We start from the raw sequence: 23419 nt of genomic DNA on the forward strand, positions 1-23419 counted from the left end.
CTTCCTCACACCCGAGACTTCGAACGCGGCGACTGATTCGCCAATTGCGAAGCAGTCGATCGCGCTCGTCCGCCGGGAGGGATACGGGTAGGTCGAGGAGGACACGTGCCGCGGACCGTGCCGCCGTCGAAGGTCGCTGCGGTGAAGGGCGGACTGCAGCCCGAGTCCATCGGTGACGTCATCACCCGGGCCGGCGAACGCGCCGGGATCGAGATCCGGCTCATCGGCCACAGCCTGCGCCTGGGGCTCGCCATGTCACCCGGCTCAAGGGCCACGACCAGATCGTCATCGCCAAGCAGGGAGACTCCGCTCTCATGAAGTCGTCCTACTTCGTCGGCGGCCCCGGTGGCCCCCGCCCGGCAGAACACGACACCCAGCGAAACGACCCGAACCGGAGAACCGTCCCACTGCGCGACGCAGCCTTGAGTGAGAGTGACCTGCGATAAAGCGGAGTTCGCGCGGCCGCCGGCCGGCTGGAGGTTCCGCGTCGGGCTGTCCATCGGAGTCGTTCTGACCAGCGGGTTTCGTGGTCCTCCCACAGAGGTGTCCACCAATGTTGTCGTGCGACTGTGTCCGCTTCCTCTCCCGCGACGCCGCCCCTGGTTGCGGTGTCGCCCGGGCTGGGCACGGGGAACGTGCTGAGCTGCTGGTACAGCTCGGGGCGGTGGCGGTGACGAGGCTGCCGAATCTGCGGCTGCCCCGGGTGGTCCGGTGAGACGCGGGGGGCCGGCAGAGAGCTGAGCGGGACCGGCCGCGCTCGGTGTGGGCAGCTGAGCCTCGATACGGCGGCAGGGCCCGGCCGCGCGTCGCGGTCCGGGCCCTGCCCCGTGCGTTGCCGCCCTGCGGCGGCGGTGCGTCAGCTCTGTGCGGTGTCGTCGCCCGCCTGCCCGGCGCCCTCAGCTGTGCCTGTCTTCTCGCGCATCTTGCGCACCAGCTCCGCCTTCTGGTCGGCTGCACCCTGGCGGTCGAGGTTGCGGTGCGGACCGTGGTTCTGCCGTTCGGCGCGGGACAGCTTCTTGCGCTGGCCGCCGCCCATGCCCACGGGGTTGTTGATGTTCTTGCTCACGGTCACGGGTTCTCCCGGTAATGATGTGAAGTGATCTACGGATTCATCGGTGGAGGACGGGCGGCGACGTCGAAAGACGTCAGCAGGGGCCCATCACGCGCTCACTCGTAAATCGGCGTCTGGAAGAACATGACAAAGACGTTACCCGGTTCCGTCGGCCCCGCAGACCAACCTGTTCGCCGCCCCGGCGTCGGCCGGGCCTTCAGCGAGCGCCCGGGGTCAGCTGTTTCCTTCCGGGAATCTCAGCACCGCCAGCACCCGCCGGTGGTCGCTACCCGCCCGGGGCAGGTCCAGATGGGCGTTGCTGGGCAGAGACAGGCCCGCTGACCTGCGGGGTGACAGGTGGCATTGCGACTCACAGCACGGAGGGTGCGGAGTTTCCGAAGGGCTGAGGCTGGCGCCGAGTTCGCGTCTCACTGATCTTGGCGAGACCGGTGCTTCCTGGACTGGGCTTTGCCAGGATGGCGAGGCGCTCTGTTCCAGGATTCGCAGTGAAGGTGGCAGTTTCCGGGCTGGTCCGACGGGAGCTGGGTGGTAGGAGACGAGTGTCACCAGCCGCAAAGTAGGCCGGGGACCGGAAAGCCGTCAGTGTTGAGGCATTCCCGGCGGTGGGTGGGCGTCGTTGAGTTGAGTTACTCGCGGACCTGAGCGTTCGCCGTGGAATGCGCGGCACCGCTGTCCGCGCCCAGGCCCGCGAGCAGGCGCAGCCCGTCCTCGGCGGGGCTGCCCGGGGGCGCGGACAGCACCAGTAGCTCCATGCCTGATTCGTTCGGCAGCGCGAAGTTTTCCTGGTGCAGTTCCAGCAGCCCTACCAGCGGGTGTCGGTACGCCTTGCGTCCATGTGTGCGGGCGCGCACGTCTGCGCGGGCCCAGAGGCGGCGGAAGCGCTCGCTGCCCATCGCCAGCTCGCCGATGAGCGTGGCCAGGCGGGGGTCCTCAGGGTATTTGCCGGCGGCCAGGCGCAGGTGCCCGACCACGTCGAGGGTGCATTTCTCCCAGTCCGCGTAGAGGCCGCGCTCGGCCTCCTCGAGGAAGATGTGCCGGGCGGTGTTCAGGCCCGGCATCGGCCGGCCGTAGAGGAGGACGGCGAGACGGTTCCCGGCGAGCACGTCCAGGCGGTGGTCCATGATCAGCGCGGGTGCGTCGGTGACCAGGTCGAGGACGCGCAGCAGCTCCGGCCGGACCTGCCCGCCCGGTGCCTTCGCGCGGCGGTGGCGTTGCCGGGAGAGCCGGTAGAGGTGCCCGCGTTCGGTCTCGTCGAGGCCGAGGACGCGGGCGAGCGCGTCGAGGACCTGCTCGGAGGGCTGGGTCGCGCGGCCCTGTTCCAGGCGTACGTAGTAGTCGACGCTGACTCCGGACAGGTGCGCGACCTCTTCGCGGCGCAGCCCTTCGACCCGGCGGCGGCTGTCGGTGGGGATGCCGGCGGCTCCCGGGTCGACCCGGGAACGCCGGGTCCGCAGGAAGCTCGCAAGGTCGTCCATGTCCCCAGTATGGCTTCGGTGTTGCCCGTGAAGGTGGCCCTGCCGATACCAGGAAGTCCCGGCCGACGGTAGAGGCGTCCCTGAACGCCGGGCGTCGCGGTGCCCAGTATCGAAGGCATCCGATCTGAAGGAGTTCCCATGAAGACGCTGATCGTCTACGCCCACCCGGAGCCGAAGTCGCTCAACAGCTCGCTGAAGGACCTCGCGGTGTCCACATTGGAGAGCGCCGGGCACGAGGTACGGGTGAGCGATTTGTACGCGATGAACTGGAAGGCGGTCGTGGACGCCGCGGACTACGGCCCCGACGCCTCAAGTCCGCTGAAGGTCGCCCTGGATTCGGGCCGGGCCTTCGACGCCGGGACGCTCACCCCGGATGTCCTCGCCGAGCAGGAGAAGCTGCTGTGGGCCGACACGATCATCTTCCAGTTCCCGCTGTGGTGGTACACGATGCCCGCGATCCTCAAAGGCTGGGTGGACCGGGTGTTCACCTACCACTTCGCGTACGGCGTCGGCGAGCACAGCGACATCAGGTACGGCGAGCGCTTCGGCGAGGGCACCCTGGCGGGCAGGAAGGCTCTGCTGTCGGTGACCGTCGGCGGCCCGCAGTCGCATTACGCCGCTCGCGGGATCAACGGCCCCATCGACGATCTGCTGTTCCCGATCCACCACGGCATCCTCTACTACCCGGGCATCGAGGTGCTGCCGCCGTTCGTGCTGTACGGCACCGACCGGTTGACCGGTGAGGACTACCCGGACGTCGCCAAGGCATGGGAGCAGCGCCTGCTCACCCTGGAGTCGACCGAGCCGATCGCGTTCCGGCGGCAGAACTTCGGGGACTACGAGATCCCCTCGCTGCACCTCAAGGGGGGACTGGAGCCCGCGGGCCGCACGGGTTTCGGGTTGCACGTGCGCGGCTGACCACCGGCCCGACACCCGCGGGTCATGCCGAAAGACGGCGTGCTGCTCAACTGACAGCTGGGGATGGTCTCGTCAGTGGGGCGAGGCGAACAGGCCGGTGGGAACGATGACTTCGGGGTAGGTGGCCATCTCGATCCGCTCTTCGGAGGGACGGTCGAGATCGCCGCACGCGTCCTCGTCCAGCACGCCGAGCCTGCGGTTCCAGCCTCTTGGAGCCAGGCCACCTCAAACCGGCCGCCGTCACGCCCGTACCCGGCCGATCCGCATGGCAGGCCGAGGCCGGCCATGCGGACGCGGGGTCACTTGGTGCGGTAGCCGTCGATGATCGTCTGGGTGAAGGTGTTGCCCTGACGGTCTCTCACCTTGGCGCGAAGGGAGACCGAGCCGCCCGCGGGAGGGTTGTCGACGGTGATCGCGCCGTGCCGTACGGCTGCCGGGTGCCAGGTCGTACCGCCGTCGTAGGACACGGACACCGTCAGTGAGGCGAGGTTGCGGCCGGCGGCCGAACCCTGGACGGTTACGGGCACCTTCTGCCGTACGCCGGCCGCCGCCGTGGAGTCCAGGGCGAGTTCGGGCGTGTAGCGCACCACGCTCGCCGGGACGGAGGCGGCAGCCGTCGTGTGGGCCGAGGTGAACTGCGCCTGCCAGGTGACCTTCGAGGTGACCGAGGCGATACCGGCCGCGGCGCGGCCGATGGTGGTCACCAGCCGGTAGTGCGCCTTGTCCGGCGGCAGTTCGAAGCTCGTGGCGTCGAGCGGGCCGCTCGCGGTGGCAAGGAGCTTGCCGTTGCGGTAGAGCGTGGTCGACGCCGACGCGGCGTCGTACAGACTGCCCCCCGCGTGCCCCGCTCCGTCGGTGAACGGTGCGATCGTCCCGGTGAGCGTGTCACCGGTCCTCACGAGCCCGCCGCCAGTGCCGATCGCCGGCCCGAACACACCGGAGTTGACCGTCTCGGTGAAGCTCGATCCGGCGGGGTAGATGCGGGCCGGGATCTCGTACTGGGCCTGGAGGCCGCCGTTGGTCGGGTTGATCTGCCGGGTGAGCGCCGCCCAGGAGTAGTCGCCCTGCACGTACACCGTCCGGGTGCTCGGCAGGTCGCTGTAGAAGCCGACGGACAAGCCGCCCGACCCAGGCAGCACGGTCCAGTTCACTCCCAGGGCGCCGGGGATCGAGGCTCCTTGGTGGAGCGTCAGTTTGGCGAGGTCGTCCTCGGTCACATGCTGGACGTGTCCGGTGTAGAAGGCGTCCGGGAGGGTGTGGGCGATGTGGTACTCGGTCGTGCCGTTGTACCAGTTCGAGGCGAGGTACGAGGTGACCTCCCCCGGCGGCGGCGGATCGCCGAACGTCCCGGTGCGGGCGCCTTGCAGACTGGAGGCCAGCCCGATGGCGGTGGAACTCTCGGCGCCGCCGGAGCGCACCACGGTCGACATGAGCGTGGAGTATCCGATGGCTTTCGGGTCCGGCAGGGTGACCTCGACGGGCCGTGTGTCGCGTGCGTCGAAGGCGAGGGTCATGTCGTGGTCGACCGTCACCTTCGGGGCGATGAGGGTGTCGATGCCGTCGTCGGCGAAGTAGCGCCCGGCGACGATGTAGTCACCGGCCGGAAGCTCCACGGTGGCGGTGCCGTCCGCGCCCCTGACAAGTTCGAACACGTCGCTGCCGATACCGGTGAACCATGCGGCCCAGCTGAAGTAGTCGGGCGGCAGGCCGTCGCGTCCGGTGGCCTTGACGGTGACTTCGTAGGTGTTCCCGGCCCGTTCGACACCGCCGACGCTGCGGATGGTCTGGCCGCCGCCGGTGGCCACCAGCGTCACGCTGTACGCGCCACTGGCGTCGCCGCCGACGCGGGTGTCCGCGGTCACGCCGACGCCGGCGGTGCCGCCCGCGGGGACGGTGATCTGGTCGGCCCCGAGCGTGAAGAGACCCTCGGGGACGGCAGCCCCGCCCGAGCCGGCGGTGGTGGCGCTCAGGTTCAGGGTGACCGGCTGGTCGCCGTAGTTGCGGTAGGTGACCGTGCGGGTCTGCGGCTCGTCGTCGGTGTGCGGCCACTCCACCTCGCCGAAGTTCAGCGAGCCGGGCTCGGCCACGACGGTCTGCGCGGTGGCCCGGGTCAGGTCGATCCGCCCCGTGCCCTGTTCGTAGGCGCTGTACCCGGCGGGCTTCGCCGATCCGGTCAGCAGGGCCTTGATCCGGCTGCCGCTCCAGTCCGCGTGCTTCTGCATGAGCAGGGCGGCCGCCCCAGTCACATGAGGTGTGGCCATGGAGGTGCCGTTGAGGGTGACGTACCCGGGGGCGGGGTGCGGGTCGCCCGGCAGGGTGCCCTCGGCGGAAGCCGCGGTGATGGAGACGCCGGGCGCGGTCACGTCCGGCTTGACGCCTCCGTCCATGCGCGGACCGCGCGAGGAGAAGTCGGCGAGCTGGTCGAGCTTGTCCACGGCGCCCACGGTCAGCGCGTCCTCCGCCACGCCCGGGGTCAACAGGGTTCCCGGGCCGGGGCCGCTGTTGCCCGCGGCGACGACGAACAGCGCCTGGTCGGACAGGGTGTCGACGGCCTCTTCGAGGGGGTCGGTGCCCGGGGCGTCGGTGCCTCCGAGGGAGAGGTTGACGACGTCGGCACCCTGCGCGACGGCCCATTCCATGCCGGCCACGATGCCGGACGTCAGGCCCGAGCCCCCGGTGTCGAGGACCTTGCCGTTGAGCAGCTGGGCGCCGGGTGCCACGCCCTTGTACTTGCCGTCGGAGCCCGCTCCGGTGCCGGCGGCGGTCGAGGCGACGTGCGTGCCGTGGCCGTTGTGGTCCCGGACGTCCGTGTCCCCCGAGAAGTTCGCTTCGGCGACGACCCGGCCGGCCAGGTCCGGGTGAGTGGAGTCGATACCGGTGTCCAGTACGGCGATCTTCACGCCGGTGCCGTCGAGTCCCGCCTCCCACAGGCCGGGGGCGCCGATCTGCGGCACGCTCACGTCGAGGGCGGCGGTCACCACCCGGTCCAGGCTCAAGTCCGCCACGCCGGGGGCGAGTTCGCTCGTGCCGTCCTCGGTATCGGTCAGCGCGGCCCAGACCGTCGTCGTCTCCTCGGGCGACACCACTACGGCCTCGGAGTCCACGGAGGTGAGCTCCCGGACCGGCGCGTCGGTGCCCGCGTGGAGCCGGCTGCGCGCCGCCGGGTTCTTCGCCGTGTACCGCACCAGCACGGGTGCGCCGCCGTCGGCGACGTCGCGGTACTCGGGCCGGCTCAGCTCGGCCACGTCGAACAGAGCCAGGTCGATCCTGCCCTCCGCGATCAGAACCTCGGCGTCGGCGGGGACGACGTAGGTGTGGTCGCCGGTACGGCTGATCTGAAGGGGTATGCCGGAGCGGCCCTCAGCCGGCGTCGCGCCGACGGCGTTGCCTTTCTGGTCCAGCAGGACGTGGTCGCCGGTGATCAGCGTGACCGTCTCATAAGCGGGCGCGGCGGGCGACGCCGCGCCCGCCGTCGGGGTGCCGGCCGCGGCGGCAGGGATTGTCGTCAACCCCGTCGACATGGCCGCCGTCAACAGAAGTGCCCCGGACCAGACCGAGGCATGGGTGAACCGTCTTCTTCGTCGTGATCCCAGCAATGTCGTACCTGTCTGCTAGTGGGGGTGTCTGCAGAGAGATGTGTGACGTCTGCGCCTTACAGAGGCCTGATTCTGTCAGGTACGTACCAAGTTCTCCATGGGCCGATCTGCCGGAAACAGGCTTGCGCTGGGCGCCCAACTGGCCTGCCCTTACAAGCAATTGACGACGCGACGGGAGACGGCCACATGTGGAATCTCATGTCCCAGTCGCAAGGGGAAGCTTCACTCAAGGACGACGCAGTCCGGCCCGCTCCCTGCAGGAAGCGGGCCGGACTGACACTCGGTCACCTTCGGGCTGGCACTTCGCAAGCGTTGCCTCAGCCTCCGAAGGGGACGTCATGACCGCACCGACGCGCAGACACACGCCGCCTGTCGACTGCGTGGGGTGTTCACGAGTGGGCGGGATCAGGCTCGGTTCCAACTTCTCCGTTGCCGGTTGTTCCGCGCGGGGGCTTGCTGAGGGTGTGAACTGCCGCAGTGGGCCGAAGTGGGCCTCAATCGGGTTGGCCCAGGAGGCATAGGGGGCCCGGGCGGCCGGGTGGCGGGGACCCGGCGCCTACTTCGGCGGGTTGAGCTTGCGGAAGTACGTCCAACTGGTCTCGTTCGGCTCGCTCCACTTCTCCGGAGCCTGGGCGAACTCCGGGTGGTGGTCGGCTATGTAGGCACGGGTCCGCTCGGGGACCTCCCCGTACGAGCCGAGCTTGCGGCCCCGGCAGTGGAAGGTGAGGCCGCCGGGCCGCTGACCGCGGGCCATCCACGGGAGCCAGGGGGACATCCGCGTCCACGACATGGTGGCCGGGACGCTGGGCGCCGGGCCGGCCAGGTCGGCGCGGTCGGCGAAGAACTGGAAGAGTTCCAGGGCCTTGTACGTGTCGCCGGCCGAGTGGACGGGGTACTGGGCCACCGGCAGCGGCGAGGGATAGGCAAGCGGGATCTCCAAACTGAAGCAGACCTGTCCGCCGAGCTCGGTCGTCGGGATCGGGAAGGGCCGCCACTTCTGGTTCGCCGGGTCGTTCCAGACGTGCACCACCGGCAGGTCCTGCCAGGTCTCCAGGATCTCTCGGCTGGCGGGGTCCAGGTAGAAGGCGGCTTCGCGGGTGAGCAGTTGGTAGGCGTCCGGGCCGGCTTCGGCATCCTGCACCAGACGGGCGACGTTGAGCCCTTCGAAGCCGAAGAGGCGCTGGTAGGACTCGTCAGGGGCCCAGGAGTACACGTCTCCGGACCACCAGTACGTGACCTCCTCGCCGTCGAGCGAGGCGCGGGTGCGGGCGAAGGAGCGGAGCAGTTCTGCAGGTATCGTCATACGGAGTACTCTGCGCGGCGCCCTCCTCGGTCGGGCGGGCGGCCCCAGCCGGAGCAGGAGCGGCCCTCGCCAACACACCCGCGTCAGCGCGGGCTGCCCACCACACCGCCCGGCCCTCCCAGGCCGACAGTTCCGCACGGTCCTCCCGGCCGGCCAGCTCCACCGGGCCGTGTTTCTCAAGGGTGGTGACGTTCTCCCGCTGCGTCGGGAGGACCTCCGTCAAACGGGAGCGCACACACCGCACTCATCGCTTCGGGCAGCCCTGGAGTGGGCTCTCCGACCGCCGCGGCACAGCGGTGAATGGCCTGTGCTCCTTGACGGATCGGACGAGGAACCCAACGCGGTCGGTGCGGCAGCACGAGATGGACGTATGGGCAGCCCAGCTGGCGACCTTGCGGCAGATGGTGATCGGCCAGGGCGCCGGTTCAGGGAGCCTCGCCGGTGAAGCGACGGCTCGTCAGGCCCGTCCAGCAGTTGCTGCGCGGCCGGGTATACGGCCAGGACCACGACGACCCACGCCAAGGCCCGCAATCCGGCCGCACCTATGTCGAACTGGTCGGCGGGCCGCTGGACGGCCTGCCGCTCGACATCACCGGCTGGAGGCCGGACGAGATCGACACCGGTGACGCCCTTCAGACGGACCTCGGGCAGTTCGGCCTCGGCGGCCGGGCGATGTACGACCCGCGCCCCGGCGCCCGGAGCCACTGGGACTGGTCCGGCGACACTCCCTGACTGCTGTCTGCTGACTGCCGACCGCGGCAGGAGAGCGCCTTCCTCGCCGATCACCTCGCGTACGACCGCTCCCTACGCACCGAACCGCCTGCTGCAGATCACCATGCGCACGGGTTGACGCATGCCGACCACCGGTCGGCATGCGTGCGTCCGGCATCCCCGGAAGTGACCGCGGTGTGCTCAGGCCGTCGGCACCGTGTCCTCGGGGGTGCTGGTGACGCCCTTGCAAGCGTTGCTGCTGTCGGAGGTGCCGGGGACCGCCGCGGCTTTCACCGCGGTGAAGTTGGTGACGTAGGCGTCGTGGGCGGTGTTGCTGTCGACCTTGAGGAGGCTCTCGTCGTTCTTGGTGAGCGCCGGGCCGGTGTAGTTGTGGCTGCCGGTCCACAGGACCTTCTGGCCGACCGTACCGTCGTACTTGCCCTCGATCAGCAGGTACTTGGAGTGGACGATGCGTGAGGCGGTACCCGCGTCGCCGTCGTCGTCCCAGTTGTAGCAGCGCAGCGCGGGGCCGCCGGAGGCGTGCAGGGTCTCCCAGGTGCCGCTGGCGGAGCCGGAGTCGGTGGTGGAGTAGACGATGTCGACGGTGCAGCCGTCCTTCTGCAGCGCGACCAGTTTCTGGGCGACCGCGAGGCGGGTGAGTTTGAACATCGCCACCCGCACCTTGGTGCTCTTGGTGGTTCCGCTCTCGGTGTAGGTGCACGTGACGTTGTCCAGCACGCCGGTGATCGTGTCGCCGGGCGCCGGATCGCTCGCGGGGCGCGGGAAGAAGTACACCTTGTAGGGGCTGCTGGTGGTGTAGCTGTACTGCCAGCTGTCCCAGTCCTTGCCCACCAGCTTGCCGAAGTAACTGCCGTACGCGGCGTAGAGGGTGGCGTTGCCGGGGATTACGTAGGCGTCGTTCCAGAACCTGCTGTAGCTGGACGGCGTCATGTTCGACGAGGTCTGCACCACGACGTTGTACGCCCCGTCGAGCTGCGAGAACAGCCAGAACTTGTTGTGGTTGATGGACGCGCCGAGTGAAGGGTCGCCCAGGCAGGACTTGTTGACGGGGCACAGCCCGACGAAGGAGTTCTGGGTGGTGTCCGTGCCGAGCGCGGCGGTGAGGATGCCGTAGGTGGCGTCGTTGGGGTTGTCGCTGACGGCGCTCTCGTCGAGCAGTAACTGGACAGCGACGCCACGGGTACGGGCGTCGGCGAGGGCCTGGGCCACCTCCGTGTCCCAGAAGTGGTAGACGGACGCCTTGATCGAGGAGCCTGCCGGTGACTGGCCTATGTAGTCGAGCAGTTGGGTGCGTATCGCCTGCTGTTCGGCCACGGTGCCGGTCGGGTTGTTGAAGACCGGGCCCGCGGTGACGGCGGCGGACGCACTGTCCGCCAGGCCGAGTTGGAGTCCCGCCGTGAGCGAGAGCGCGATGGCGACGGCTGCGGGACGGCTGGGTCTGTGGCGGAGTGCGAAATGCATCGGGGCCCCCTGGCAAGAGTTCGATCTGATACCTATTGATGCTTGATTTGCGGATGTTGCCAGAGAGAGCGCATGCCTGAACAGATCAGATCGATCAACTATCCAATAGATCCCTTTTAGCGATCTAGTCTGATCGTTTTACTCGTGGTTAGACTCCCGCTACTCGTGTCACGTGCGGAGTTCATCACTCCGCCATCTGGCATGCTCATGATCTTTCGACGGGGGTTGGTGAGCCGTGAAGCCTGGTCGACGAAGACTTGCCGTGGTGCTCGTGAAGGCGCTGCTGGCAGCGCTGTTAGTCGGGGTGTCCTTCGCGCCGACAGCGGCGCTCGCACTGCCGTCGGGCAAACGGCCCGACGTACCGGCCAGACCGCTCGGCGACGCTGTGCCGCAGCGGGTCGAAGCGGGAACGACGAAGACGCCGAGGGTGGTCTGGCCGAAGGCCGGAAAAGCCACCGTTCAAGTACCGGCCGCGGACGCCGCGCCCAGGGAGGTTCAACTCCCGGGCACGGACAAGTCCGCGGCCGTCGCCGTACGTGCCGCGAAGAGCCCGGCCCATGCCCTGGCCGTCGGGGGCCCCGGCCGGGTCTCGGTCGAGGTGCTGGACCGCGACGAGGTGAAGCCGTTCGGCGGCGTCGGTCTCGGCCTTCGGGTACGCCGCGCCGACGGCTCCGCCGGCGCCGGACCTGTCGAGGTCGGCATCGACTACTCCGGCTTCGCGGGCGCCTACGGCGGTGACTTCGCCGGCCGGCTGCAGCTGCTCCGGCTGCCCTCCTGCGCCGCCACCACCCCGCAGGTCCCGTCCTGTCGTCAGGGCACCGTGGTCGCCGCGGACAACGACATCGAGACGCAGACCCTCACCGCCACGGTCGACGCGGCACCGGACGCCGCGAACTCACTGCTCGCCGCCGAAGCGGTCACCTACGCGCTGGCCGGCGGGTCCTCCTCCGACCAGGGCGACTTCCGCGCCACCCCGACAAATCAGTCGGGCAAGTGGAACGTCTCCCTCGGCTCCGGCGCCTTCACCTACAACGTGCCGATCGAGGTGCCCAAGCCGCCCGTCGGCTCCGCGCCGGAACTGGCCCTGAACTACAACTCCCAGTCCATCGACGGCCGTACGTCGGCCTCCAACAACCAGGCCTCCTGGGCCGGCATGGGCTGGGACCTCAACGTCGGCTACATCGAGCGCAAGTACAAGAACTGCGTCGAGGACGGCCATGGCCCCGACCAGAACCAGCAGTGGGGCGACCTGTGCTGGGACTCGCCCAACTCCACCGACGACCCCAACGGCGCCGTCTACCAGATCACCCTCGGCGGCGAGAGCTCCGAGCTGATCCAGGACAACACCGGCACCGGCGCCTTCCACATGAAGGACGACAAAGGCTGGAAGATCCAGCACCTGAAGGGCAGCCCCAACAACGCGGACAACACCGACGAGTTCTGGGTCATCACCAAGCAGGACGGAACCCGCTACTACTTCGGCTGGGGCCGCTCCGAACGCGACACCGGCCTCGCCACCCGCTCGGTGCTCAGCGTGCCGGTGATCGGCGACGACGAGGGCGAACCCTGCTACGACGGCGGCCAGCCGACGTTCTGCAACCAGGCCTGGAAGTGGAGCCTGGACCGGATCGTCGACCCCAACGAGGTGGAGACCTCCTACTTCTACGACAAGGAGACCAACTACTACCGGTCGGTCGCGGCAAGCGACAAGGCCCGTAAGTACGACGCGAGTTCGTATCTCAAGCGGATCGAGTACGGCTGGTCGTCCCAGATCCCCGGCGCCCAGCTGCCCGCACAGGTTCTCTTCGAGCATCTGAACCGCTGCAAGGAGCGGACGGAGGAGCCCAACCCGCTGGACAACACCGCCGCGTCCTGTCCGACGATCGACTCCTCCCCGTCCTCCTACCCGGACGTCCCGACGGACCTCATCTGCGACGGCTCCTCCAACGACTACGCCTGCGCGGGCAAGACGTACTACCCGACCTTCTTCCAGCGCGACCTGCTCTGGGAGATCAAGACCCAGGTCCGGGACGACGACGCGTCCGGCTGGAACACCGTCATGCAGTACCAGATGCGGTACGCGATGATGAACCCCGAAGGCGAAGTGGGCAGCCAGCTCTGGCTCGACTACATCCAGCGTCGCGGCTACTCCGGCACCGACATCACCCTGCCCGCCATCAACTTCGACGGCGCCTGGCAGGACAACCTGGTCGGCTCCGGCACCCTCAACTTCCGCCGCGTCGAACAGGTCGTCACCGACACGGGTTCCACGATCGACGTGACGTACGGACACGCCACGGACGCTGACGGCACGGTCTCCCGCCAGTGCGACGAGTCCAGTCCACCGTCCCAGGCCAACAACGACTACGAGTGCTTCTGGCAGAAGTGGACGCCCGAGGGCGACACCACGCCACGCACCGGCTGGTTCAAGAAGTTCGTCGTCACCCAGGTCAAGGTCGACCCGGGCAGCTACGACGACGGTGTACCCACCATGACCACGACCTACGAGTACGACGGCGCACCAGGCTGGGCGTTCACCGCCAGCCCCCTGGTGAAGGACGAGGACGAGACCTGGTCCGACTGGCGCGGCTACGGCAAGGTCCTGGTGACGACGGGAGCCAATGCCAACCTCCACTCCACCTACCACTGGCTCTACCGCGGCCTCGACGGCGACCGCACGTCCAAGACCGACGCGTCCCAGACCCGTACTGCGAAGGTCACCGACTCCGAGGGCACCCAGTGGACGGACTCCGCCTGGCTGACCGGCCGGACCCTGGAGACCTCGACCCGCGACGACGTCGGCGCGTCGCAACGGCGCGAGTGGCACGAGTACTGGGTGCACAACACCGCGCAGTACACCGGCCTCCCGGACGCCCGCTTCGTCCGCGAGAAGAAGGTTCGCACCCTGGACAAGGCGTACGACTCCAGCGATGCGGACCTCTCCACCTGGCGTGAACACATCGTCGAGACCGAGTTCGACGACACCGAGGCCGCCTCCACCACCTTCGGTCTGCCGATGCGGGTCGACGACTGGGGCGAGAGCAACGTCTCGGACAACCACTGCACCGAGTACGGCCGCGCCTACAACACGGCTGACATGCCCGACGACTCCACCGGCACCATCCGCTGGATGGTCTACCAGGACGACGAACGGCATTACAACGTCGGCTGCACCACCGTCCAGAGCGACAAGACGGCCGGCACACCCTTCGTACACCTGGACCGGCGGACCGCCACGTACTACGACGGCTCGACGACATGGGACGGCAACAACACGGCGCTGGTGGACGGCAACGCCACCGAGGCCCGCGTCTACACCGACGCGGATGTGGCCAACGCCCGTGTCACCAAGACCAACTTCGACGACGCCGGTCGCGTGGTGAAGACGTTCGACGGGAAGAACAACGCGACCTCCACGACCTACAACCCGGCGACGTCCTGGCCCGTCAACGGCGTGGTCACCACGACCCCGGACCCGGACGGCACCGGCGCGGGCACGGCGCTGACCTCCACGGCCTACTACTCGCGCTTCTGGGGCGAGGCCTGGAAGACCATCGACGCCAACGGCAACACCACCCAGGTCACCTTCGACGGTGTCGGCCGGACCTCCAAGGTCTTCAAGCCGACCGAAACCGCCAACTACCCCGACGGCACCGCGTCGATGACCTTCGACTACCTGCTGCCAATGCAGAGCGCCACTGCGTCCATTCCCTACCAGGCCACGGGCGCACCGCTGAAGGCCACGACGAAGTCGCTGCAGAGCGGGACGACTTACGCGAGCTCCTACGGCTGGGCCGACGGACTGGGCCGCACCCTGGAACTCCAGGCCCCCGCGCCTTCCGGCACCGGCATGACGGTCTCCGTCATGCGCTACGACTCCTCCGGAAACGTGGCGGGCACCTCGCAGGAGTTCTACAACTCCGCCGCCGCCGGCTCGAAGGTGGTCAACCCGGCCTACACCGCCATCCCGTCCTACACGGACCTCCAGGTGGACTGGGCGGGGCGGACCACGCTGAGCCAGAACCAGGTCAACGGTAGCCCGCAGGCCGCCGGCAAGGTCACCACCAGCTACGGCGGCGTGGACCTGACCACTGTCACTCCGGCGGTCGGCCAGCCCGTGGAGAGCTACACCGACGTCTACGGGCAGACGACGAAGGTCGTCGAGCACGTGGGCGCCCAGTCGAACGCCACGACGTACGAGTACACGCGCAGCGGCGGGCTGAAGTACGTCCACGACGCCAACGGCAACTCCACGCACTACACGTACAACTTCGTGGGTGACCGTCTGACCACCGAGGACCTCGACAGCGGAGCCTCCTCCGCCACCTACGACGCGAACGGCGACGTGGCCACCGTCAAGGACGGCAACTCCACGGTCCTGACCTACGCCTACGACGCTCTCCGGCGACCGACCACGGTGTCGCAGGGCAGCACGGTGCTCACCAGGACAACGTACGACAACGACAACGGCACCGCGGTCCCCGGAGCCAAGGGCCAGGTCACGTCCACGGTCTCGTACGACACCGCGGGCAACGCCTACACGGGCAAAGTCACCTCGTACGACGCGCGGGGCCGGGCCACGGCGAAGACCGTGACCGTCCCGAACGCCGGTGACGGCGCCGGGCTGAACGGCACGTACACCTTCGAGTACGGCTACGACCTGGCCGACCACATGACGTCGGTGAAATATCCGGCCATCGGCGGACTGCCCGACGAGACCGTCACCACCGCCTACTCCGGCCAGGGGCGCCTGACCAAGGTGTCCAGCGGTCTGACCACCTACCTCAGCGGGGTCGGCTACGACGACTACGGCCGGACCATTTCCCGCTCGCTCGGGGTCTCCGGCACCGACACCAGCATGACCCGGACCCTGACCTACGACGACGCCAATGGCACGGGCTGGCTCAAGAACGTCACTACCAGCACGCTGACCGGCGGAACCACGACGAAGATCCAGGACGACACCTACACCCGGAACAACAACGGCGACACCACGGCACTGCGCGAGAACACCACCGGGCAGCAGCAGTGCTTCACCTACGACGACCTGCGCAGGCTCACCGGCGCCTGGACCCAGGCGGCCACCGCCTGCGGCACCACACCGGCCTCGGACTTCGCCGGTGCCGACCCGTACCAGGAGCAGTACGCCTACGACAAGATGGGCAACCTCCAGTCGCTGACCGAGAAGACCTCGGCGACGACCGCGGCGGCCACCCACGACTACCACTACCCGGGCTACAGCGCGGACGAGTCCACCTACACGGCGGACACCGCCCGCCCGCACGCGGTCACCAGCGTGGTCACCGGAGCGAGCACCGACAGCTACGGCTACGACGGTGCCGGACAGATGACGACCCGCACGGTGGGCGGGGTCTCCTCGACGCTCGCCTGGTCGCCGCTGCACCGGGTCACTTCGGTGAAGTCCGGCAGCAACACCACGTCGTACGTCTATGACGCGGGAGGCAACGTGCTGCTGCGCAACGCGCCCACGGAGAAGGTGCTCTACGTCGAGGGCCACGAGATACACAAGGCGGGCAGCGCCGCTGCCCAGGCCAGCCGCTTCTACGCGGCCGAGAGCACCAGCCTCGCGGTCCGCACCGCCGACACCACCACCACCAACGGCAAGCTGACCTGGCTGCTCAGTGACAATCAGGCTTCCACTCAGCTCATGGTCGCGGCCGTGGGCGGCACCGTCACCCGCCGCCGCTACAAGCCGTTCGGCAAGCAGCGGGGAACCACGGGGAACCTGCCGGGCACGGTGGACCGCGGCTACGTCGGACAGCCCGAGGACGACTCCACCGGTCTTTCGATGCTGGGTGCGCGCATGTACGACCCGGGCCTCGCCCGCTTCCTGAGCCCGGACGAGCTGAACAAGCCGTACTCCCCGCAGGAGGCCAACGCCTACAGCTACGCCGCCAACAACCCCATCGCGTACAGCGACCCGAGCGGTCTGGAGATCGGCTCCCGGCCCAACTCATGCCAGTACTCCCTCGCGAACTGCAGCAAGAAGACACAGAAAGAGGTCGGTTACAACCCGAAGACCGGGGTGACGGACTACAAGAAGGGCACGCTGTGGGGCGGCTCGATCGTGAAGAACGAGAAGGGGAAGCCATCGACGACGTACAAGCTCCCCGTGCCGGTCTACAACTGGCTCAAGGAGGACCTCGGCTATAGGGGCACCCGCAGTATGGGCAAGAGTGAGGTGGACGCCTGGATAGGTGCCATGGGCGACGACAAGGAGCTCAAGGACCTACGGATGGCCGCTTCGGGATTCGCCGACTGTCTCTCGAAAGAGTTGGCCTCGGACGCGGGCTGCATGAAGGCGATCAAGGGCGCCTACAAGAAGCAGCTGGAAAAGGACGAGGACAAGAGCGCCTGGGACAAGTTCACCGGGTTCATGGCGGACAACGCCGGCGCGATGGTCGGCGTCGCCACCGTGGGGATATGCGCATTCGTCGCAACTCCGGTCGCTGCCGCGGGATGCGGCGTAGTCGGCGGGGTGGTCGCGGGTGTGGTCGACAACTACTTCGACGACGAGGCAGACCACTCAGCCGGCGGATATGTAGTGGCGGGCGGGACGGCCGCGGTCTTCACTCTGGCGGGCGTCGGAGTACAGAGAATGGGCACACGGTACGCAGCACGGCTCGCCAGCAACAACAATCTCTTCAACCTCGGCCGCCGATCCCCTTGATGACGGGGGCGGGGTAGAAAGAACACGCTGTGACCGGTGTGCGGGTGGCCGAGGCTGGACCACCCGCACACCGGCTCGGTTACGGAGGAATCGGTCAGTGGGCTCGCTGAAGCAGACGTTCTTCAAGATCGACCGGCGTTTCGGAGGAGCCGAACCGCCGCCCAGGGCACAGGTGTTCCTCGCCCGACACTCCCTGGGCACGGCATGCGTCGTCGGCGTCTTCTTCTGGCTGCTGTTCGCCGGGGTGCTGTCCGCGTTCGGCGACGTCTGGCTGCTGTTCCAGTCGTTCCTGTGCGGGCTCGGCATGGGACTGTTCGTGTGGCTCCTCTGCCGGTTCGAGAGCAGACGCCAGGCCCACTACGCGCGCTCGGGAGGATTCCGATGGAACCCTCCCGAGCCTCCCGCAAAGGGGGAAGACCGGCCGCCCGTATGGCTCGAAGGTCTGCAGTGGATCTGCGTCTGGGCGATTTCCACGGTGCTCCTGTGGCTGGCGGGCCAACTCAGTGATCCCCCCATCAGTTGGCAGAGGAGCGCGGTCTTCGCTGGCGTATTCGCCATGATGAGTTGGGTCGCCCGGCTCACCAGGGAGCGCAAGCGCCGCCGCGCATCGCGTGACGGCAGCTGAGCCGGCGCTGCCCCGCCCGGTCTGACCCACCTAGGCCGTGTTGCTAAAGGAAGCTGGTGAGCCGGGTGCGCCCCAGACCTCGTTCGGCCCGAGGGACTGAGCTGTGCCCGACCGACCTCAGATTGTCTGCATCTGCGGCTCTACCCGGTTCGTGGACGAGATGAGCGCGGCGAACCGTGATCTGACCTTCGCAGGTGTCATCAGCGGCCCGTTCGCTGTCACGTCGCCGTTCGGGCGCCGGGCCACTTTCAGGAGCGGACGCCGGCTCAGTGACCGGCCGGGGTGGGCGAGATCTGCTGCATGAGGCTCATCAGGTCCGGTGCGACCCACTCCTCGGCGATCTGGTCACCCTCGAAACGGTAGACCTCGACGCTCCGGTAGCTGACCTGGCGGCCGGTCGCCTCGAACTGCAGGAACTCGCCCTGGTGCGTGGCCTGGAAGTGGACCAGCACCGTCACCTTGTCGCCGACGCCGAACATGTCCTGAACGTTGATCTTCAAGTCGGGGAAGGCGTCCTTCATGATCTTCGTGCCGTGATGCCAGACCTCACGGCCGTGCAGCGGGTCGGGGGCTCCGGGGACGTTGGCGATGAAGTTCTCGGTCAGCATCTGCGCGGCCTCGTCGAACTCGCCGCTCTCCACGAGCTGGTACGCAGTACGCATCAAGGCCATGTTCTTCTCGACAGTGGTGGTCATCTCAAGGTCCTCTCAGGGATCGTCCCGCGAGCTCGATGATGCTCCGGGCCGGATGACACTCAGTGAAAACCATGACGCTGCGTAAAGGTCAAATGGCCGCGGGCACTCCTCCGGGAGCCTCCACCGCAGTTGCGCCAGTTGCGCCACCAGGCTGGCCAGGCCGCCCTTGACCTTGTCGCTACGTCATGGTTTGTACTGCACTCATGCGAATCGGCGAGATCGCCGCCCTCGTCGGGGTCACCCCGCGGGCCGTGCGGCACCACCACCATCTCGGGCTGCTGCCCGAGCCCGAGCTCGAGCTCGACGAGGTGCGGGACGTCCTCGCGGACGACCAGGTACGAGAGCTGGTGGAGGTGCTGGAGGAACCGGACGAAGGTCTCGCACGGCAGGAGACATTCCTGCGGGAGCAGCGGGCGCGGCTGGGCCCGCTGCTCGCCGAGGCACTGGCAGGCCGGCTCGACGCCGTGGTCCCTGAAGAGGATCGAGGCCGGCTCATGGCATCGCTCCACGGAATGAAACAGCACGCGGTCGACGTGTACGGCCTGCTGGATGCCCTCGCGGACGCCGAGCCGGACGACCCGAAGGTGGCCCGTGCCGCGGCCGCACTGGCCGCCTTCCTCCCCGACGACCTGGCAGCGCATTTCCCTGACAGGAGTGCCGGAGCCCTGGCGGACGGCATCTTCGCAGACCTGGCGCCCGCCCAGTCAGCGGCCATCACCGTGCGATGGAACTCGTGACCGAAGAACAGGAAGGACCGTCATGACGACGCCGGAACACCAACCGTCTGTGTCCCGGACCACCGCCCCCGTCCGCGGGCCGGTGCTCCGGAAGCTGCGCAGCATCGCGTTGGGCACCCAGCTCGTGCTCGCCGCCTGTCTGATCAGTGGAGTGCAGATACCAGGTGCTGTCCTGCTCGGCGGCAAGCTGCTCCTTCTGGCGCTCATCGGCACCGAGGCACACCTCTGGCTACGGCTGCGGCGGCACGGATTGTCCCGGCGGGAGGCGCTCAAGCAGCTCGCGCCCGAGCCCGTACTGCGCTTCGTCCTGCACGAACTGCGGATCATGGCGAGCCTGCTCCGGTGGGCCACCCGCCGTCAGCACGGGGTCAACGGCGCCGACGCGGTCTTCACACACGGCCGCGACCAGGCCGCCATGATGTACGGCCTCACGTTCGCGTGCGTCATCGAGACCGCCGTCGTGTCGTTCCTACTCGCGGACTGGCCCGTCGTTCACAGCCTCTTCCTGGTCGTGGACGTCTACACCGTCCTCTTCGTCCTCGGCATGCACGCGGCCTCCGTCACACGACCGCACGTCCTTGTCGACGGCACCCTGCGCATCCGGCAGGCAGCCCACGTCGACTTCCCCGTGCCGCTCGACCAGATTGCCTCCATCCGACGCGAGACGCTGTTCACCCACAGCAAGAAGGACAGCGAGCTGAACATGCCGATCGGCTCGCAGACCTCCATCACCCTCGAACTGACGGAACCGCTCAACGTGCCGAAGTTCCTCGGCGCCCCCCGCCTCGTACAGGTGATCAGGCTTCACGCGGACGACTCTAAGTCCCTGTACGACGCCGTCGAGCAGGCACGAACCGCACCCGAGCCCGCCCCAGGCACCCCGAAACCATCCCCATCGACGGCCAGGAACACCAGCTCAAAGACGGGGAGTTGCTCACCAACCAGTGCAGGCGTGGACTGATCACCGCTGTTTGCGACTGGTGACACGGTTCTACCGACACCCCAACTCGGCTGCGGAGCACAGCCGGGTTTCGGACGTCCGATGATCGATGCCGGAAGCCTGTACCTGATCCTGGCCGCCATTGATCAGGTGTGGGTTGGCGTCGACACCTGGGGTTGTTGTCGCGGTGGTGGTGTTTTGCCAAACTCTGCGTGCAAGGGTGACCACGAGTTCGATGCTGTGGTCGGCAACTTCGTTCTCAACCAAGTCGGACGGCCCCGGGAAGCTCTGAGGGAACTGCGCCGCGTGACGCGTCCCGGCGGACGGATAGCCGTCACCATCTGGGCGGTACCCGCGGCCGCCGGACAGGCCGCGAAGATCGGGCAGATCGTGACGAGTCAGAATCCGATGGTCATCGCCGAGAGACTGGCGGCCGCAGCACCAACTTCGTGGCATTGGCTCCCGTTCCGCCTCCGTGTCGATCGGCGTGCTCGCGAAGTGCTGCCCGAAGTGCTGGATTGGGTGTTCTGGTCCAGGAACGTCGTGCGGACCACGCAGGGTTGAGGTCTGCCCGAAGTCAAGGACGCGCCACGTACGGCCGACCGCTGCGGGACCAGCAGCGTTGACGACGCTCACCGTGTCCTGACGCGAAACCACCGGGGCGTCCAGAGGGGTGATCAGCTTGTACTTCGATGCGGAGTCGTCGACGTACGCCTCGCCTTCCAAGTGCAGGACGATCCCCGGATCACCGTTCGGGAAGATCCCGCCGTGACCTTCGTAGATGACGGGCGGACCAGGCTCTGCGTCTCAGGGTGAGGGACCGGCGTTCGACCCGGTCCTCGGCTCTTTTCAAGGAAACGCCGCGTATGCGCATGGGTGGGAGTCACTGATCTTCCAGGTACTGCCAGTACCTCGCAGGTCCACTCCGACGGACTTACGGTGAAGGTCAAAGCAGGACCGTCCCGCCGGGACGCGATGACCTGCGGAGCGATTTCAGGGATCCGACCATGGCAGACACAGACAAGAAGAGCGCGGCCGCCGAGGTCCGCGAGTTCCTGAGCACCCGGCGTGCCCGGATCACCCCCGAGCAGGCCGGGCTGCCGGTCTACGGCGGCAACCGGCGTGTTGCGGGCCTACGCCGCGAGGAGGTCGCGCTGCTCGCGGGCATGAGCGTCGACTACTACGTACGCCTTGAGCGCGGGAACCTCTCCGGCGCCTCGGACTCGGTACTGGAATCCCTTGCGCACGCGCTGCAGCTGGACGAGGCCGAGCGCACTCACCTGTACGACCTGGCCCGCGCGGCGACACCGTCGGGCAGGCGCCCCACGGTGACGGCATCCCGGGTGCGGCCCACGATCTTGCGCCTGCTCGACTCGATGACCGATGTGCCAGCGTACGTGCGCAACGCGCGCTTCGACATCCTGGCCGCGAACACGCTGGGGAGGGCGTTGTACGCTCCCGTCTTCGACTCGCCGCTGTTCGCCCAGCGTGGCCCGGTCAACAGCGCCCGCTTCCTGTTCCTGGACCCTGCGAGCAAAGACTTCTGGGTCGACTGGGACAAGGGCGCAGACGATGCGGTCGCGTTCCTGCACATCGAGACGGGCCGGGCACCCCACGACAAGGCGCTGACCGATCTGATCGGGGAACTGACGACCAAGAGCGGCGACTTCGCCCGCCGATGGGCCCGCCACGACGTGAAGTTCCACCGTTCCGGAGTGAAGAACCTGCACCACCCGCTGGTCGGTGATCTCGCCCTGCCCTACGAGGCGATGGAACTGCCCGCCGACCCCGGTCTTCGCCTCAACTTCTACACGCCCGAACCGGACTCCCCGGCGCGGGAGGCCCTGGGCCTCCTCGCCAGTTGGGCGAGCACCGGGACCGTCGTCCCGACCGCGAACGACTAAGCACATCCAAGGAGATCCCCTTCATGCAGTACCGACCGCTCGGCCGCACCGGTGTCCAGGTCAGCCCGCTCTGCCTGGGTGCGATGATGTTCGGCCCCTGGGGTAACGAGGACGAGGCCGACTCGATCCGGATCATCCACCGTGCCCTGGACGCGGGCATCAACTTCGTCGACACCGCGGACGTGTACTCCGCCGGCGTTTCGGAGGAGATCGTCGGCAAGGCCCTCAAGGACCGCCGCGAGGCCGTTTTCCTGGCGACCAAGTTCTTCATGCCGATGGACCAGGAAGACCCCAACCAGCGAGGCGGCTCACGGCGCTGGATCATCCGCGAGGTCGAGAACTCCCTGCGTCGGCTCGGCACCGATCACATCGACCTGTACCAGGTCCACCGCCCCAGTCCCGACACGGACGTCGCCGAGACCCTCGGCGCCCTCTCCGACCTCGTGCACCAGGGCAAGATCCGCTACATCGGCTCCTCGTCCTACTCCGGCTCCCAGATCGTCGAGGCCCAGTGGACCTCGCGGGAGCGCCACCTGGAACGGTTCGTGACGGAGCAGCCGCCGTACTCCATCCTGGTCCGCGGCATCGAGGAGGACGTCCTGCCTACCGTGCGCCGCCACGGCATGGGCACCCTCACCTACAGCCCGCTCTCCGGCGGCTGGCTCTCCGGCCGCTACCGCAAGAACGCCACCGAGGGTCCCGCCTCCGCGGCACGCCCGCAGGCCCGCTTCGACATGAGCACCCCCGCCAACCAGCGCAAGCTCGACGCCGTCGAACAGCTCGCGCTACTGGCGGAGAAAGCGGGCCTCACGCTGATCGAACTGGCCGTCGCCTTCGTCATCAACCACCCCGGCGTCACCTCGGCGATCATCGGACCGCGGACCATGGACCAACTGGAGACGTTCCTGCCCGCCGCCGACGTCACGCTGTCGTCCGACGTGCTCGACGTCATCGACGAGATCGTCGCACCCGGCGTCACGGTCAACCCGGTCGACAACAGCTACGGCGACTTCGACCTGCGCGCCGACCAGCGACGCCGCTGACGCGCCCCAAAGTGGCCGGTCACGCCGGGCCAGCCGCACCGCCTTACGCGACCACGGCAGGCACCTCCGGCATCCTGACGCACCGGCCAGGCCAGCGGCCACACGGAGGTCCCGGTCCCCGTCAGATCGTGGTGCGCGCGCACGCGGTGGCGCTCAGCAACGCCGACGCCGCCATGCTTGCCGCTGCCGACCCCACCACGGGCGGCAGCGGCAAGGAATACCAGGCC

At 68.1% G+C, this 23419-nt stretch carries 15 protein-coding genes and 2 pseudogenes; 10 read left to right on the plus strand and 7 right to left on the minus strand.

The genetic code is table 11. The features are described from left to right. Positions 1 to 105: 105 nt before the first annotated feature. The gene (locus OG219_RS43720; RefSeq protein ID WP_266836642.1) at positions 106 to 318 is read left to right on the plus strand and encodes a hypothetical protein; all 213 of its coding nucleotides are present in this window, start codon (positions 106 to 108) and stop codon (positions 316 to 318) included. A gap of 538 nt (positions 319 to 856) precedes the next feature. Here the strand turns inward: OG219_RS43720 and OG219_RS43725 are convergent. Both OG219_RS43725 and OG219_RS43730 read right to left on the minus strand, forming a co-directional pair. Then, positions 857 to 1072 (minus strand): DUF6243 family protein, encoded by a 216-nt coding sequence (locus OG219_RS43725; protein ID WP_266836644.1) that lies wholly within the window; start codon positions 1070 to 1072, stop codon positions 857 to 859. Between the two features lie 626 nt (positions 1073 to 1698). Beyond that, positions 1699 to 2547: a helix-turn-helix transcriptional regulator gene (locus tag OG219_RS43730; protein ID WP_266836646.1), complete on the minus strand. Its 849-nt coding sequence runs from the start codon at positions 2545 to 2547 to the stop codon at positions 1699 to 1701. Positions 2548 to 2685: 138 nt separating this feature from the next. Between OG219_RS43730 and OG219_RS43735 the strand changes: the two genes are divergently transcribed. Beyond that, positions 2686 to 3465 (plus strand): NAD(P)H-dependent oxidoreductase, encoded by a 780-nt coding sequence (locus tag OG219_RS43735; protein WP_266836647.1) that lies wholly within the window; start codon positions 2686 to 2688, stop codon positions 3463 to 3465. Between the two features lie 299 nt (positions 3466 to 3764). Here OG219_RS43735 and OG219_RS43740 read toward each other — a convergent pair whose 3' ends face one another. Continuing rightward, on the minus strand, positions 3765 to 6974 hold the full coding sequence (locus tag OG219_RS43740; RefSeq protein ID WP_266836649.1) for a S8 family serine peptidase: 3210 nt from the start codon (positions 6972 to 6974) through the stop codon (positions 3765 to 3767). Between the two features lie 643 nt (positions 6975 to 7617). Continuing rightward, a complete protein-coding gene (locus OG219_RS43745; RefSeq protein WP_266836651.1) occupies positions 7618 to 8364 on the minus strand; it encodes a DUF1838 family protein in 747 nt (248 codons plus the stop codon). A gap of 441 nt (positions 8365 to 8805) precedes the next feature. Here OG219_RS43745 and OG219_RS43750 point away from each other — a divergent pair, with 441 nt between their 5' ends. Then, on the plus strand, positions 8806 to 9096 hold the full coding sequence (locus OG219_RS43750) for a hypothetical protein (protein WP_266836654.1): 291 nt from the start codon (positions 8806 to 8808) through the stop codon (positions 9094 to 9096). Between the two features lie 180 nt (positions 9097 to 9276). Here OG219_RS43750 and OG219_RS43755 read toward each other — a convergent pair whose 3' ends face one another. Beyond that, the gene (locus OG219_RS43755; protein WP_266836656.1) at positions 9277 to 10557 is read right to left on the minus strand and encodes a phospholipase D-like domain-containing protein; all 1281 of its coding nucleotides are present in this window, start codon (positions 10555 to 10557) and stop codon (positions 9277 to 9279) included. A 262-nt stretch (positions 10558 to 10819) separates the two neighbouring features. Between OG219_RS43755 and OG219_RS43760 the strand changes: the two genes are divergently transcribed. Beyond that, on the plus strand, positions 10820 to 17248 hold the full coding sequence (locus tag OG219_RS43760) for an RHS repeat-associated core domain-containing protein (RefSeq protein WP_266836658.1): 6429 nt from the start codon (positions 10820 to 10822) through the stop codon (positions 17246 to 17248). Between the two features lie 97 nt (positions 17249 to 17345). Beyond that, the gene (locus OG219_RS43765) at positions 17346 to 17873 is read left to right on the plus strand and encodes a hypothetical protein (protein WP_266836660.1); all 528 of its coding nucleotides are present in this window, start codon (positions 17346 to 17348) and stop codon (positions 17871 to 17873) included. A 266-nt stretch (positions 17874 to 18139) separates the two neighbouring features. On the opposite strand, the gene OG219_RS43770 is transcribed toward OG219_RS43765, so the two are convergent. Beyond that, complete coding sequence (locus OG219_RS43770) at positions 18140 to 18568, minus strand: ester cyclase (protein WP_266836662.1); 429 nt, start codon at positions 18566 to 18568, stop codon at positions 18140 to 18142. Between the two features lie 203 nt (positions 18569 to 18771). Here OG219_RS43770 and OG219_RS43775 point away from each other — a divergent pair, with 203 nt between their 5' ends. The 3 genes and pseudogenes from OG219_RS43775 to OG219_RS43785 form a co-directional block, all read left to right on the plus strand. Continuing rightward, a complete protein-coding gene (locus OG219_RS43775; RefSeq protein ID WP_323183372.1) occupies positions 18772 to 19305 on the plus strand; it encodes a MerR family transcriptional regulator in 534 nt (177 codons plus the stop codon). A 22-nt stretch (positions 19306 to 19327) separates the two neighbouring features. Continuing rightward, the gene (locus OG219_RS43780) at positions 19328 to 20266 is read left to right on the plus strand and encodes a hypothetical protein (RefSeq protein ID WP_266836664.1); all 939 of its coding nucleotides are present in this window, start codon (positions 19328 to 19330) and stop codon (positions 20264 to 20266) included. A 207-nt stretch (positions 20267 to 20473) separates the two neighbouring features. Continuing rightward, positions 20474 to 20617, plus strand: a pseudogene (locus OG219_RS43785) (class I SAM-dependent methyltransferase); the annotation flags it as partial. Positions 20618 to 20863: 246 nt separating this feature from the next. Here the strand turns inward: OG219_RS43785 and OG219_RS48310 are convergent. Next, positions 20864 to 21028, minus strand: a pseudogene (locus OG219_RS48310) (hypothetical protein); the annotation flags it as partial. A 224-nt stretch (positions 21029 to 21252) separates the two neighbouring features. Here OG219_RS48310 and OG219_RS43790 point away from each other — a divergent pair. Continuing rightward, a complete protein-coding gene (locus OG219_RS43790) occupies positions 21253 to 22149 on the plus strand; it encodes a helix-turn-helix transcriptional regulator (protein WP_266836666.1) in 897 nt (298 codons plus the stop codon). A 23-nt stretch (positions 22150 to 22172) separates the two neighbouring features. Further along, the gene (locus OG219_RS43795) at positions 22173 to 23192 is read left to right on the plus strand and encodes an aldo/keto reductase (protein ID WP_266836668.1); all 1020 of its coding nucleotides are present in this window, start codon (positions 22173 to 22175) and stop codon (positions 23190 to 23192) included. The last annotated feature ends 227 nt before the right edge of the window (positions 23193 to 23419 follow it).

The organism is Streptomyces sp. NBC_00038, assembly GCF_026343635.1.
Lineage (GTDB): Bacteria > Actinomycetota > Actinomycetes > Streptomycetales > Streptomycetaceae > Streptomyces.